Raw genomic sequence first — 12,688 nt, forward strand, 5'->3', positions numbered from 1 at the left:
GCCGCCCGCGTCAGTCGCGACTCGCGACCGCCACCACGTTCTTGAGCGGCAGCGTGCGCTCGACGTCGGACTTCTTGTCGCGGCCCCGGACGCGTCCGCCGCCGATGCCCGTGGGCTCCATGTCGAGCGTGGTCGTGCTGCCGTCGGGCATCGCGACCGTCACCGTGACGGTCAGGCGGCCCTTCACGGCGGCGTCGAGCTGGCGGGCGATCCAGGCGCGGTCGGTCGACTCGTCGCCGGCGGCGTCGTCGGTGTGCAATCGGGTGACCAGCTCGCGCAGCGGGTCGCGCGTCTCGACCGGGGTCGGGCGACGCGGCCGGCGGCGCGACGGGGGTGCGACCTCGTCGCCGCCGTCGTCGACCACGACGACCGGGTAGCGCTCGTCGCTCAGCGACCAGAAGACGGTGTCGCGTTCGAACCGGCTCGCGACGGTCGTGGCGTCGACGCGGGTGAGGCCGAGGGGCGACAGCGACTGGTCGACCTCGAGGGTGTCGAGGCTCGCACGGTCGTCGGCGACGACGAGCGACAAGGCGTCACCCGGTGCCCCCGCCGGGGCGCGGCCGGGGACGACGGCGCGGACCCGGTACCGGCCGTGCCGTTCGGCGCTCTGCTGGATCAGGTAGTCGAGCGGCTGGGGGATGCCCGTCGACGAGATGCCGCCGAGGAAGTCCCGCAGGGTCTCGGCCGTCTCGCCCTCGCTCAGCGCGCGCTGCAGTCCGCCCTCGGTGATGCGGTAGGTGGCCGCGAGGCCCGCGCTCTCGACGACCGCGATGACCCGCAGCCGGGCGTCGATCGCGGGCGAGAGCGGGCCGGGCGAGACGACGCTGAGGTCGTGCTGCAGGTACACCTGCTCGACCGCGTCGGGCAGCAGGGCGGCCACGCGGGCGCGGGCGGCGGCGGGCCCCTCGCGGAACAGGGCGACGGCAGCCGACGTCGGGGTGTCGTCCGAGGTCAGGCCGAGCACCTCGGCGCTGCGTGAGAAGGCGGCGATGCGCTCGGTGATCCAGCTGCCGCCGGCCGGGTACGACCAGTCGGAGAACTCGCGCAACGGCAGGCCCCACGACGTGTCGACGCGCTGCTCGAGCACCGTGAGGATCTCGCTCGGCAACGAGCCGAGCCATGCCCGCGTCAGCGTCTGCCACCGGTCGGGCCAGGAGGCGCGGAGCCAGTCGGTCGCGTCCGCGGCCACCACCCAGCCGTCCGGGCTCGGGGCCGCGAGCCCGGCCCGCACGGCGATGGCGAGCACGGTCGCCACGTCGTCGACGTCGATGCGGGCCGCCTCGGCCAGGCGCCTCGTCTCGGGCAGGGCCAACCCGCCCTTGGCGAGCTCGCGCGCCGGCGACTGCTCGAGGGCGCGCAGGATCTCGGCCACCTCGATTACCACCGCGTACAGGCGTTCGGCCGAGCGCGCGTCGGCTTCGTCACGGGCCTGGTCGAGGACGGTCTCGAGCACGACCGGCGGTCGCTCGGCGGTCAGCACGTCGAGGGCCAGGGCGGGATCGTCGTCGAGGCGATCGCCGACGGCGTCGAGCGTCGCGACGGAGGTGCCGCGTCGCACCACGAGGAAGGCCTCGTCGAGTCGCTCGAGGGCGACGTCGACGGTCTCGCGGTCGACCTCGAAGGCGGCGTCGATGCGGTCGTGCACGGCGTCGACGTCGCCCGGCACCCGGACGACCTGCAGCACGACGAGCGCCACCCGGTCGAGGTGGGCCAGGGCGTCGCGGACGCTGGCCGGCTCGAGCAGGACGTCGGCGAGGTCGAAGGCGTCGTGGACGCTCGACGCCCGGACCTGCCGGCGCGCGAGGCGGCGCAGCAGGTCGTCGTCGTCGACGGCGCGCAGGACGCCCGCGAGGTCGAGTGCACTAGCCATGGTCGAGGCCTCCAGCCGTCGTGCAGCCCGGGTCTGCGGTTACCGTCTGGTGCCCCGCGAGTCGCGGCTGCGACGCACGGCGCTCGCCACCACGAATGCCAGCAGCATCGCGAAGGCGATCGGGAGCCCGATGAGGGGCAGGATCGTGAGGGCGGGCCAGACGCCGACGGTGAAGTCGGCGACCCGCATCGCCGTGCCGACGAGCCTCGTGAAGAACGCGAGGACCGAGACGACGACGACGGCGAGGATCATGAAGAGGAGGACGCGCTCTGTACGATTGACGTCAGAGGGCGCACTCGTCTCGATCTTCTTGGCCACGGGTCAACGATAGTGCGGTGCGGCCCTACCCGGCGATCTAAGCTGGGGCGACCCACCCCCAGGGTCACCCGTCTTCACGAGAGGTCCAGTCATGCCCACCGGCAAGGTCAAGTTCTACGACGACGAGAAGGGCTTCGGCTTCATCAGCAGCGATGACGGCCAAGAGGTCTTCCTCCACGCGTCGGCCCTGCCCGCCGGCACCGTGGGTGTCAAGGCGGGCACCCGCCTCGAGTACGGCATCGCCGACGGCAAGCGCGGCGCGCAGGCCCTGTCGGTCCGCGTCCTCGAGGCCGCGCCCAGCCTCGCCAAGATGAACCGTCGCTCGGCCGACGACATGGCCGTCATCGTCGAAGACCTCGTCAAGGTGCTCGACAAGGCCGGCGGCGATCTGCGTCACGGTCGCTACCCGCAGAACGGCGCCCGCATCGCCGTGCTGTTGCGCACCGTCGCGGACTCGTTCGATGCCTGAGGCCGCCTCGCGCACGCGCTGGTCCGAGCTCGCCCGTCGCGCCCTGACCGAGATCACGCCCGACGAGACGATCGGGGCCGAGGCCGACCCCGTCGACGACGAGGCCGGCGTCACCTCGGTGCGCTTCGCCACGCTGCTGCCCGGCTACCCGGGCTGGCACTGGACGGTCAGCGTCGCCCACCTCGACGGTGAAGACCCCTCGGTGCTCGAGGCCGAGCTGATGCCCGGCGACGGCGCCCTGCTCGCCCCGGACTGGGTGCCGTGGGCCGACCGCCTCGCCGAGATGAAGGCCCAGGAGGCGCGCGACGGCGACGAGGACGACGACGATTCCGACGACGACGAGTCGGACGACGACGACGACGATTCGGACGATTCCGACGACGACGAGTCGGACGACGACGACTCGGACGACGACGGGCCCGGTTCGATCGTGCACGGTGGCGACGTCGACGGCGTCGACATCGACGACCTCGTCGACGACTCGGACGACGACGCTTCCGACGACGACGACTCGGACGACGACGACGACGACGACGACGCCTCCGGCGGCAATGCCGCGGACGCGCCCGTCGTCCCGGCGGCCCATCCCGAGGCCGACCTCGACGACGACTCGCACGACGACGACTGGGACGGCGAGGACGAGGACCCGCTGAGCAGGCGACGGAAGTAGTCCCTCGGCCCCGACCCGCGCCTCCTGCGGTCGGGCTCCACGACGAAGGCCCCGACACGATCGTGTCGGGGCCTTCGTCGTGCGGATGATCGGTCAGAGGGCGTCGACGACGTACTCGATCGAGCGGATCAGCTGGCGCACGTCGTCGGGCTCGATGGCCGTGAAGGTCGCGACGCGCAGCTGGTTGCGGCCGAGCTTGCGGTAGGGCTCGGTGTCGACGACGCCGTTGGCGCGCAGCACCTTCGCGATGGCGGACGCGTCGATCGACTCGGCGAAGTCGATGGTCGCGACGACCTGTGAGCGGTGCGACGGGTCGACGACGAACGGGGTCGCGTACTCGGAGGCGGTGGCCCAGTCGTAGAGCGCCGACGACGACTCGCGCGTGCGGGCGTCGGCCCAGGCGAGGCCGCCGTTGTCGAGCATCCAGCGGGTCTGGTCCTCGAGCAGCAGCAGGGTGGTGAGGGCGGGGGTGTTCAGGGTCTGGTCGAGCCGCGAGTTGTCGACGGCGTTCTTCAGGCTGAGGAACTCGGGAACGTACCGCCCGCTGGCGGCGATGCGCTCGACGCGCTCGATCGCGGCGGGGGAGAAGAGGGCGAACCACAGGCCGCCGTCGCTCGCGAAGTTCTTCTGCGGTGCGAAGTAGTAGACGTCGGCCTGCGAGGCGTCGAAGTCGATGCCACCCGCGGCGCTCGTCGCGTCGACGACCGTCAGGGCACCGGGGTCGCCGGCGACCCGCGTGACCGGGGCCATGACGCCGGTCGAGGTCTCGTTATGCGGCCAGGCGTAGACGTCGACGCCCTCGACGACCTCGACCTCGGCGAGCGATCCGCCCTCGGCCGTGATCACGTGGGGGGCCTCGAGCCAGGGGGCGGCGTTCGCCTTCGCGAACTTCGAGCCGAACTCGCCGAACGACAGGTTCTCGGCCCGCTTCTCGACGAGGCCGAACGCCGCGGCGTCCCAGAACGCGGTCGAACCGCCGTTGCCGAGCACGACCTCGTAGCCCTCGGGCAGGTGGAACAACTCAGCCAGCTCGGCCCGGACGCGACCGACGAGGTCCTTCACGGGGGCCTGGCGGTGCGAGGTGCCGAGGATCGACGCGCCGGCGGTCACGAGGTGCTCGAGCTGGGCGGCCCGAACCTTCGAGGGACCGCAGCCGAAGCGGCCGTCGGTGGGCAAGAGGTCAGTGGGAATCCGGATGTCCGCCATGCGCTCGATCCTACTGACGCGGCGCGGGGCCCAGCGTGCAGCCGGTAGGCTTGCGGGGTAGTCCACGTGTTCCACCGGGAGGCCCCTGTTGACCGATCTCGTCGACACCACAGAGATGTACCTGCGCACGATCCTCGACCTCGAAGAAGAGAACATCGTGCCGCTGCGTGCGCGCATCTCCGAGCGTCTCGGCCACTCCGGTCCGACCGTGTCGCAGACGATCGCCCGCATGGAACGCGACGGTCTCGTCGTCGTGTCGGGCGACCGTCACCTCGAACTGACGCACGACGGCCGCACCAAGGCGACCCACGTCATGCGCAAGCACCGTCTCGCCGAACGTCTGCTCGCCGACGTCATCGGCCTCGACTGGGCGTACGTCCACGACGAGGCCTGCCGGTGGGAGCACGTCATGAGCGAGCAGGTCGAACGTCGACTGCTCGACATGCTCGACCACCCGACCGAGTCGCCCTACGGCAATCCCATCCCCGGTCTCGACGAGCTCGGCGACTCGCCCGCGGGGCGCTTCCTCGACGGCGTCGTCAACCTCGTCGCCGTGCTGGCCGAGAACCCCGAGGGCGTCACGCGGCCGATCCGACGCCTGGCCGAGCCGGTGCAGTTCGAGCCCGAACTGCTGCAGCAGCTGCAGGGCGCGGGCGTCCTGCCCGGTGGGGTCGCGACCGTCCGCTCGGCAGGGTCGTACGTCTTCGTCCAGGTCGACGGGCACGACGAGGGCCTCGAGCTGCCGACCGAGGTCGCGCAGCACATCTACGTCGGGCTCTGACCCCGCAGGCCCCGACTTTCCGGGGGTCGACCGGCGTCCGAACAGCCGACGCGGGGTGACGCGGGTTTCTTGCGTTCGTGCGCCGCGCCTCCTGCGTTCTGCTGCGGATCACGCAGGGCTTTACCGATTCGTTACAAATCTCCCTCTGAAGGATGATTTCACCGCGGGCCTCAGGTACAGTCGCTGAGTCCCCAGGCCACTGAACCGGCCGTCGGACCCGTGGCAGGACGTCTCTCGCGCCCGTCTCCTGCCGTGTGTCGTTGCGATCAAGACGAACGGACGGGGCAGCTTCCCTAGGGCTGTCGAGACGCAGGAGACCCACCCTCTTGACGCTTCCCGGCTCAGACCCCACCCCCGACTCGCGCCCGAACCGCACCGTCGCCACCCGCACCCCCGCCGACCTGCCGACCCGCTCGTCCCTGCGTCGTGCGCAGGCCGCCGCTGCCGCACCCGCCGCCCGGTCGGGTCGCCCGTCGGTGAAGCGCAGCGTGGTCTCGGTGACCGTCATGACCCTCACCGCCGGCCTCATCGGCACGATGGCCCTGCCGGCCTTCGCGTCGAACCCCGGCGCGGCGAACGGCCCGAGCGTCGGTGCCTCGTCGACGGCCGCCTCGACCAGCCACGCGCAGAACGTCGCGGTGGGCGACGACGTCGCCCTGGCCGACGCGACGCGTGACGGCTACACGGCGACGTCGCAAGAAGACCTCAACGCGGCGGCCCTGGCCAGCCAGCGCGAGGCCGAGCGAGCAGCCCTGGCCGCGAGCTACGCCAGCTACACCGGCCCGACGGCGGCCGAGAACGTGGCGGCGTCGTCGTCCGGTTCGGCCTCCGCCTCGGCGACCGGCACCGTCGCGACGCCGGGCGCGTTCAGCCTGAGTGCCGTCTACGACACGGCTCTGCAGTACGTCGGCACCCCGTACGTCTTCGGCGGCGCCACCCCCGCCGGCTTCGACTGCTCGGGCTTCGTGATGTACGTCTACTCGCAGTACGGCATCTCGCTGCCGCACTCGGTCACCCGCCAGGGCGCCATGGGCACGCCCATCTCGGCCGCCGAGGCGCAGCCCGGTGACGTCGTGATCTTCAACGACGGGTCGCACGACGGGTTCTACGCCGGCAACGGCATGATCCTCGACGCGCCGAAGCCCGGCGGGTTCGTCAGCGTGCGGCCGCTCTGGACGAGCGCCGTGCACTACGTGCGCTTCGGGGCGTAGCCGACCCGCGCCTCCCACGCTCGGCCCGTCTCGCGACGGGCTCCGCGTGAACAACCTGTGAAGGGCTGTTCTGCCTCTAGGCAGCGCGGCCCTTCCGGGGTTAACCTGGCGACCTCGGAGTTCCGCTGAGACCAGGAGCGTCACATGCCTCGTACGACCGCCACCCGCACCATGGGTGCGCTGTCGTACGAGCACATACGACACCCCGCCATGTGACAGAGCACCGTCCCCGTGACGGTGCTTTTTTCGTGTCGGCGGGCCTGCTGGGCCGGCGATGCCCCGAGAGATCGAATCCCTGGAAGCCGTCCAGGGTGCTTCGAAAGGGAAAGCATGCGCACTCTCGTCCTGAACGCCGGTTTCGAACCCCTCGCCGTGGTGTCCGACCGGCGGGCCCTCGTCCTCGTCATGAGCCAGAAGGCGACCGTCGTCGCCGCCGACGCGGAGCACCCCGTGCTCGGGGCGGTGATGTCGTGGGATCGTCCGTCGGTCATCGTGCTGACGCGGTACGTCCGCATCCCGCACACGCGGCAGATCCCGGTGTCGCGCCGCGGGGTCATGCGGCGCGACGCACACCGCTGCGCGTACTGCGGCCGGGCGGCGACGACCATCGACCACGTGCAGCCCCGGTCGCGCGGGGGCGCGGACAGCTGGGAGAACCTCGTCGCGTGCTGCCTCAAGTGCAACAACCTCAAGAGCGACCGCACCCCGCACGAGATGGGCTGGGAGCTGCGCTTCAGGCCCAAGGCACCCCACGGGGTCGGCTGGGTCGTGCGCGGCATGGAGCGGACGCAGGCGGACTGGGACGAGTACCTCACCGCCGCGTGAGTCCGGCCTGCTCGGTGCAGGCCGGGCGGGCGGGCGGGCGGGCTGCTTCGCACCGCGTTTCGTGCATCGCACCGTGACTAGTCGGGGTGCACTGCACGAAGGGCGGTGCAGTGGTCTCGAGGGCCGGACGGCAGGAGGCGCGGGTTCGGTAGACTCGGACGGTCAGCCTCTGTAGCTCAATGGAAGAGCAGTTCCGTCCTAAGGAAAGGGTTGGGGGTTCGAGTCCCTCCAGGGGCACCCCTCGCCGGCGCCGATCGACTACGCAGGGAGTTCGGGCAGGGCCAGGAGTGCGATGCCCAACGCGGCCGCCAGCGTTCCCAGGGCGGTGACCGCCACGCCCGGTACGGCGCTGCCGCCGTCCCGCTGCCGGATGATCAGGATGCCGCCGACGATTCCGACGAGCCCGAGGATGAGGAGGGTGATCGAGAACACCATGGGTGGCCTTCCGGTTGAGGGGAGCGGTGCTGACATCGGCGAGCCTGTGTCGGGGGAGTGTCTGGCGCACACGCCACCGTGAGTGCCCATCCGAGCTCAGACGATCGGGAACAACGCTACCTGGAGGCCGGAGTCGCGGCCGGGCCAGAGTAGAGCGCATGCCCTCCGCTCGCGACACCGCCACCACCACCCGTTACGACCGGCAGATCGGGCGCCGTGACCTCACCGAATGGCGGTCCGCCGCGGGCCAACGGCTCGCCTCGCGGCACAAGACCGTCGCGCAGAAGGTCGGCGCCCGGCGCGCGCTCGTCGCGACCCTCGCCGTCGGGGGCGGCGTCGCGATCGCGGCGACGGCCGGGGCGGCCTACATCTACGACGGGGTGACGGGCCGGGACGGCATCGAGAGCCTCGACCGCCCGGCGCTCGAGCGGGCGAAGCGGCTCCGCTCGCCGTTCATCAACGGCGCGGCCGCCACCATCGCCCACGTCTTCGGCCCGATCGCCCTGCCGGCCCTCACCGTCGGCGCCGCCGCGGCCTTCGGCATCCGTGACCGTCACCCCAGCCCCGTCACCCTCGTCGTGGCGGCCGGAGCGGGTTCGCTCGCGATGACGGTCGTGGGCAAGAAGCTCATCAAGCGCAACCGGCCCGACCGTCACGAGGCCATCCCGCCCTACGAGAAGTCACCGTCGTTCCCGTCGGGGCACACCCTGAACACGACCACCATCCTCGGCGTGCTCGCCTACCTGCTGGCGCTCCGGCAGCGCAACCAGGCGCCGCAGGTGGCGATCGTCGGGGCCGCCGCCGGAACGGCCGGCGTCGTGGGGCTGTCGCGCGTGCTGCTCGGGGCGCACTGGTTCACCGACGTCGCCGTCGGGTGGGTCACCGGCATCGGATGGCTCTCGCTGATCGTCACGAGTCACCGCCTCTACCTCAGCACCCAGGACGACGACGACGTCCACGAGTGACGACGCATCCACGAGAGACGGGCTGACCGACGTTCCGAGTCGCTCGTGGTCTCGAGCGTGACCTCTGAGTCGTCCTGGTCGACGACGGTGAGCGTCTGGTCGGTCGGCTGTCGTCGGCATCGCGGGGCGGGGTCGTCGCCGTCCCCCGGTGACGACACGCTAGCCCTGCCTGTGCCCGGCTTGCTATGGTCGGCCCGCCGGCGTGTCCGGCAAGGGGGCGGGGGCGTGTTCGTGTCCGCCCTGCCGCCTGCGCAGCGCGCGCCGCCCCGTGAGGACTCCCGTGAGCATCGACCGTCTGATCTCCTCGTCGTCCCGTCGGCCACGTCGGCTCGTCCCGGTCGTCCTGCTCGCCGTGGGACTCGTCGTCGCCTCGTCGGCATGCGCGACGGAGCCATCGGCCGCCGGGCGTCACGAGCCTTCCGCTCGACCGCCTGCAACCTCGCCCGACCTCGATCCTGCCGACACCGCGCCTCCCGGCGTCACCCCGGAGCCGACGATGCAGACCGCTTCGCTGCCGACGTCGTGCGACGACGCACTTCCACCGGCCGAGGCGGCCGAGGCGGTGGGCGATCGGCCGGTCGTCGAGCTCGAACTGCGGAATCCCGACGACGCGCTGCTGCCGAGCGAACGCCCGGTGATCGAAGCCGAGGTGTTGTCCTGCTCGTGGACCGAGCCGGGCACGATGGTCGGCGCCAGCGTGGACTACAGCACCCTCGACCCCGCGCAGGCCGACCGCTACCTCTACGACCTGAGCAACGAGGGCGGGGTGTGCGCCGACTCGCTGGGGGGCACGCGGTGTTCGTTCTCGAGACCCGGGACTGTCGGCGCGCAGTCGCCGGACAACCTCGACGGCCTCTTCACGATGTTCTGCCGCGACGGCGTCGTCATCACGGTCGCCGAGTTGGGCAAGCCCTCGGGCTCGCTGCTGCAGGCTTTGACGCATCGCATCTGGTCGTGAGTCCGCCCGTCGCCGCAGGCGTGAGGCGTGCCGGGCATCGGTCCGACGCGACCTGATCGCACCGTCACGGACGTCACGCGCGGTCGTGCAGGGTGACCTGGTAGCCGTCGGGGTCGACGAAGGTGAAGGTGCGGCCGAAGGGGCCGTCGACGGGTGCGGTGGCGATCTCGACGCCGGCGGCGACCAGGGCGTCGTGGATGTCTTGCGCGTCGGGGGCGAGCAGCCACAGGCCGACACCGCGACCGAGCGGGGCCGCGTCGAGGTCGACGCCGGGCAGCGCGCCGCGGACGGCGAACGCGATCGGCTTCGTGGCGAAGACGACGGCGTGCGGCGGGCCGTCCTGCCGGGTGAGGCCGAGGTGCTGCTCGTAGAACGCGGCCGATCGCTCGACGTCGCGGACCTGGAGCGAGATGAAGTCGGGGCCGGTGGCGGTCATGGTGTGCCTGCTCTCGTGTCGGTGATATGTGTCAGTTAGCTGACATCAACGAACCTATGTCAGACTACTGACATGAGTCAAGTCGGATCGGCGATCGACCTCGAGACCTCGGTGGGCTACCTGCTGAAGGAGGCGTCGAGTGCTCTACGCGCCTCCATGGAGGCGGAGCTCCGGCCCCTCGGCATGACCGTCACCCACTATTCGTGCCTCGAACTGCTCGCGCAGCGGCCCGGGCTGTCGAACTCCGAGCTCGCCCGCGGCGCGTTCGTCACGCGTCAGTCGATGAACGTGCTGCTGCAGGCGCTCGAGCGCGACGGGCTGGTATGTCGAGCCGATCGGGCGCCGACGGGCCGAGCCCTGCCGACCGAGCTGACGGCCGCGGGGCGTCGGCAGCTGGCCGTGGCGAGCGCCGCCGTGCGGGGCGTCGAAGACCGGATGACCGCTGGGCTCGCACCGGCCGCGCGGCGACAGCTGGCCGAGGCGCTGCGGGGGTGCGTGACCGCGCTGCGGTGACTCAGCTGGCGAGTGTGCGACCGAGCGAGACGGTGCCGGCGTCGTCGGCGTAGTGGCCGTAGGCCGCGATGGGTCGGTACCCGGCCGACTCGTAGAGGCGGATCGCGGTGTCGTGGGCCACGTTGGTCTCGATCACCATCTCGGTGACGCCGGCGTCCGACGCCGACCCTTCGAGCCAGGTCAGCACCGAGCGCGACAGGCCGCGTCCGCGTCGGTCGGGACGCACGTACATCCGCTTGAGCTCGGCTCGGCCGTCGGGCAGCAGCCGCCACGCGCCGAGGGCGACGGGTTCGCCCGACTCGTACGCCACCGCGAACGTGCCCCTCGGCAGCTCGAACTCGGAACGGTCGATCGGGCTGTCGTCGCGTCCGCCGTAGATCTCGACGTACAGCTGCTGCAGCCCCTCGACCAGCGTCTGCACGTCGGGGTGGTCGTAGGGGCGGGGCTCGATGCTCGTCGCGGGCGCCGGTGTGGTCACCTCGACATCCTGGCCGATCGTCGGTCGTCCGATGTCGCCGAGCGGTCGGCGTGGCGGGGCTGCGGGTCCCGTGAGTCGCCGTGTGACGAGGCTGCTGGTGCATCCGCCGCGCCGGGAGGATCGTGTCGGCATGGTGAACGCGACGACAGCCCCGGCTCCGGCACCGGCCCCGCCCTCGGCACCCGCCGAGCGGCACCTCGCCCGCCTCCGCCGCGAGCGCACGAGCATCAAGTGGACGCGCTTCGCCGACGACGTGCTGCCGCTCTTCGTCGCCGAGATGGACTACGACCTCGCCGAGCCGACCGTCGACGAGCTCGTCCGCCGGGTGCGCGCCTCGGACGTCGGCTACCTCGACGGCCCCGGGCCCCTCGCGCCCGCCTTCGCCCGGTTCGCCCTCGACCGGTGGGGCTGGTGCGTCGACGAGTCCCGGGTGCACATCGCGACCGACGTCAGCGTCGGCATCGTCGAGACCCTCCGCCTCGCCGTGCCCCGCGGCGGCCGCGTCGTCGTGACGCCGCCGGTCTACCCGCCGTTCTTCGAGCTCGTCGAAGAGGCCGGGGCCGAGGTCGTGTGCGTGCCGCTGCTGGTGCCGGGGGAGTCCGTCGGTGACGCGACCCGCGCCTCCTCGGGGTCGCCGGCGCTCGCCTGTGACGGACGGGCCGGTGACGGACGGGCCGGTGACGGACGGGCCCGCACCGGACGCGCGGGCCTCGACCGCGCCGGCCTCGACCGCGCCGGCCTCGACCGCGCCGGCCTCGACCTGGCCGGCCTCGAGCGGGCCTTCGCCTCAGGCGTCGACGCGGTGCTGCTCTGCAACCCGCACAACCCGCTCGGCATCGTCCACGACGCGGCGGCGCTCGCCGAGGTGGCACGTCTCGCCGCACGGTACGACGTTCTCGTCGTGAGCGACGAGGTGCACGCACCGCTGACGCACCCCGGCGTCGCCTTCACGCCGTTCTCACCGGTCGCGGAGGCGCAGGGTGCGCGGTCGGTCACGGTCACCTCGGCGAGCAAGGGCTGGAACCTCGCGGGGGCGAAGTGCTCGCTGGTGGTCGCGGGCGACGACCGGACGGCCGTGCTGCTCGACGGCCTCGTCGAGGAGGTCGCGTGTCGCACGAGCATCCTCGTCCTGCACGCCAACGTCGTCGCGTTCGGCTGTATCGACTGGCTCGACGACGCCGTCGCCCGGATCGTCGCGAACGACGCCCTGCTGGCGTCCCTGCTCGCCGAGCACCTGCCCGGCGTCACGTACCACCGCCCGGCGGCCGGCTACCTCGCCTGGCTCGACCTCCGCCCGCTCGGGCTCGGCGACGACCCCGCGGCCGTCGTGCTCGCCGAGGCCCGGGTCGCCCTGAACGCCGGCCACACCTACGGACCAGGAGGCGCCGGTCACGCCCGCCTGAACCTCGCGTGCGACCCCGGGGTGCTGGTCGAGGCCGTGCGACGCATCGCCGCCCTCGTGGCCTCCCGCACCTGAGCGGCCCGCCGCGCCGGGTCGCCGCGCCGGCGTGCCGCCTCGGCTACCGCTGCGCCCTCCGGCTGTGCCTGCCCGG

General features: G+C 72.1%; 15 protein-coding genes and 1 tRNA gene. 10 read left to right on the top strand and 6 right to left on the bottom strand.

Going from position 1 to position 12,688, the window contains the following annotated elements:
* Positions 1-10 precede the first annotated feature (10 nt).
* Together ITJ55_RS09430 and ITJ55_RS09435 are read right to left on the bottom strand one after the other, a co-directional pair.
* Complete coding sequence (locus tag ITJ55_RS09430) at positions 11-1,870, bottom strand: helicase-associated domain-containing protein (protein WP_194595130.1); 1,860 nt, start codon at positions 1,868-1,870, stop codon at positions 11-13.
* A gap of 39 nt (positions 1,871-1,909) precedes the next feature.
* The gene (locus ITJ55_RS09435) at positions 1,910-2,188 is read right to left on the bottom strand and encodes a hypothetical protein (protein WP_194595131.1); all 279 of its coding nucleotides are present in this window, start codon (positions 2,186-2,188) and stop codon (positions 1,910-1,912) included.
* Positions 2,189-2,279: 91 nt separating this feature from the next.
* Here ITJ55_RS09435 and ITJ55_RS09440 point away from each other — a divergent pair, with 91 nt between their 5' ends.
* On the top strand, positions 2,280-2,657 hold the full coding sequence (locus ITJ55_RS09440) for a cold-shock protein (RefSeq protein WP_043593516.1): 378 nt from the start codon (positions 2,280-2,282) through the stop codon (positions 2,655-2,657).
* Positions 2,650-3,327 carry a DUF3027 domain-containing protein gene (locus ITJ55_RS09445; RefSeq protein WP_194595132.1) on the top strand — a complete coding sequence of 226 codons (678 nt, stop codon included), beginning with the start codon at positions 2,650-2,652 and terminating at the stop codon, positions 3,325-3,327. The genes ITJ55_RS09440 and ITJ55_RS09445 overlap by 8 nt, the downstream gene beginning before the upstream one ends.
* Positions 3,328-3,420: 93 nt before the next feature.
* On the opposite strand, the gene serC is transcribed toward ITJ55_RS09445, so the two are convergent.
* Positions 3,421-4,533, bottom strand: coding sequence for a phosphoserine transaminase (gene serC, locus ITJ55_RS09450; RefSeq protein ID WP_194595133.1), 1,113 nt, complete (start codon positions 4,531-4,533; stop codon positions 3,421-3,423).
* Between the two features lie 88 nt (positions 4,534-4,621).
* Between serC and ITJ55_RS09455 the strand changes: the two genes are divergently transcribed.
* The 4 genes from ITJ55_RS09455 to ITJ55_RS09470 all read left to right on the top strand — a co-directional run bounded on the left by ITJ55_RS09455 (position 4,622) and on the right by ITJ55_RS09470 (position 7,587).
* On the top strand, positions 4,622-5,314 hold the full coding sequence (locus tag ITJ55_RS09455) for a metal-dependent transcriptional regulator (protein WP_056259359.1): 693 nt from the start codon (positions 4,622-4,624) through the stop codon (positions 5,312-5,314).
* A 326-nt stretch (positions 5,315-5,640) separates the two neighbouring features.
* On the top strand, positions 5,641-6,525 hold the full coding sequence (locus tag ITJ55_RS09460) for a C40 family peptidase (protein WP_194595134.1): 885 nt from the start codon (positions 5,641-5,643) through the stop codon (positions 6,523-6,525).
* Positions 6,526-6,855: 330 nt separating this feature from the next.
* Positions 6,856-7,350 carry an HNH endonuclease gene (locus ITJ55_RS09465; RefSeq protein WP_194595135.1) on the top strand — a complete coding sequence of 165 codons (495 nt, stop codon included), beginning with the start codon at positions 6,856-6,858 and terminating at the stop codon, positions 7,348-7,350.
* Positions 7,351-7,515: 165 nt separating this feature from the next.
* Positions 7,516-7,587: transfer RNA gene (locus ITJ55_RS09470), tRNA-Arg, on the top strand.
* Positions 7,588-7,608: 21 nt separating this feature from the next.
* On the opposite strand, the gene ITJ55_RS09475 is transcribed toward ITJ55_RS09470, so the two are convergent.
* Positions 7,609-7,785 carry a hypothetical protein gene (locus ITJ55_RS09475; RefSeq protein ID WP_194595136.1) on the bottom strand — a complete coding sequence of 59 codons (177 nt, stop codon included), beginning with the start codon at positions 7,783-7,785 and terminating at the stop codon, positions 7,609-7,611.
* Positions 7,786-7,943: 158 nt separating this feature from the next.
* Here ITJ55_RS09475 and ITJ55_RS09480 point away from each other — a divergent pair, with 158 nt between their 5' ends.
* Both ITJ55_RS09480 and ITJ55_RS09485 read left to right on the top strand, forming a co-directional pair.
* The gene (locus ITJ55_RS09480) at positions 7,944-8,750 is read left to right on the top strand and encodes a phosphatase PAP2 family protein (protein ID WP_194595137.1); all 807 of its coding nucleotides are present in this window, start codon (positions 7,944-7,946) and stop codon (positions 8,748-8,750) included.
* Between the two features lie 352 nt (positions 8,751-9,102).
* Complete coding sequence (locus ITJ55_RS09485; RefSeq protein ID WP_194595138.1) at positions 9,103-9,708, top strand: hypothetical protein; 606 nt, start codon at positions 9,103-9,105, stop codon at positions 9,706-9,708.
* Between the two features lie 73 nt (positions 9,709-9,781).
* Here the strand turns inward: ITJ55_RS09485 and ITJ55_RS09490 are convergent, their stop codons facing one another.
* Positions 9,782-10,144 (bottom strand): VOC family protein, encoded by a 363-nt coding sequence (locus ITJ55_RS09490; RefSeq protein WP_194595139.1) that lies wholly within the window; start codon positions 10,142-10,144, stop codon positions 9,782-9,784.
* Between the two features lie 72 nt (positions 10,145-10,216).
* Here ITJ55_RS09490 and ITJ55_RS09495 point away from each other — a divergent pair, with 72 nt between their 5' ends.
* Complete coding sequence (locus ITJ55_RS09495; RefSeq protein WP_194595140.1) at positions 10,217-10,657, top strand: MarR family winged helix-turn-helix transcriptional regulator; 441 nt, start codon at positions 10,217-10,219, stop codon at positions 10,655-10,657.
* Between the two features lies 1 nt (position 10,658).
* Here ITJ55_RS09495 and ITJ55_RS09500 read toward each other — a convergent pair whose 3' ends face one another.
* A complete protein-coding gene (locus tag ITJ55_RS09500) occupies positions 10,659-11,135 on the bottom strand; it encodes a GNAT family N-acetyltransferase (RefSeq protein WP_370544100.1) in 477 nt (158 codons plus the stop codon).
* A 130-nt stretch (positions 11,136-11,265) separates the two neighbouring features.
* Here ITJ55_RS09500 and ITJ55_RS16015 point away from each other — a divergent pair, with 130 nt between their 5' ends.
* Complete coding sequence (locus ITJ55_RS16015; protein ID WP_228498098.1) at positions 11,266-12,612, top strand: MalY/PatB family protein; 1,347 nt, start codon at positions 11,266-11,268, stop codon at positions 12,610-12,612.
* The last annotated feature ends 76 nt before the right edge of the window (positions 12,613-12,688 follow it).

It is taken from the genome of Frigoribacterium sp. VKM Ac-1396 (assembly GCF_015350895.1).
Lineage (GTDB): Bacteria > Actinomycetota > Actinomycetes > Actinomycetales > Microbacteriaceae > Frigoribacterium.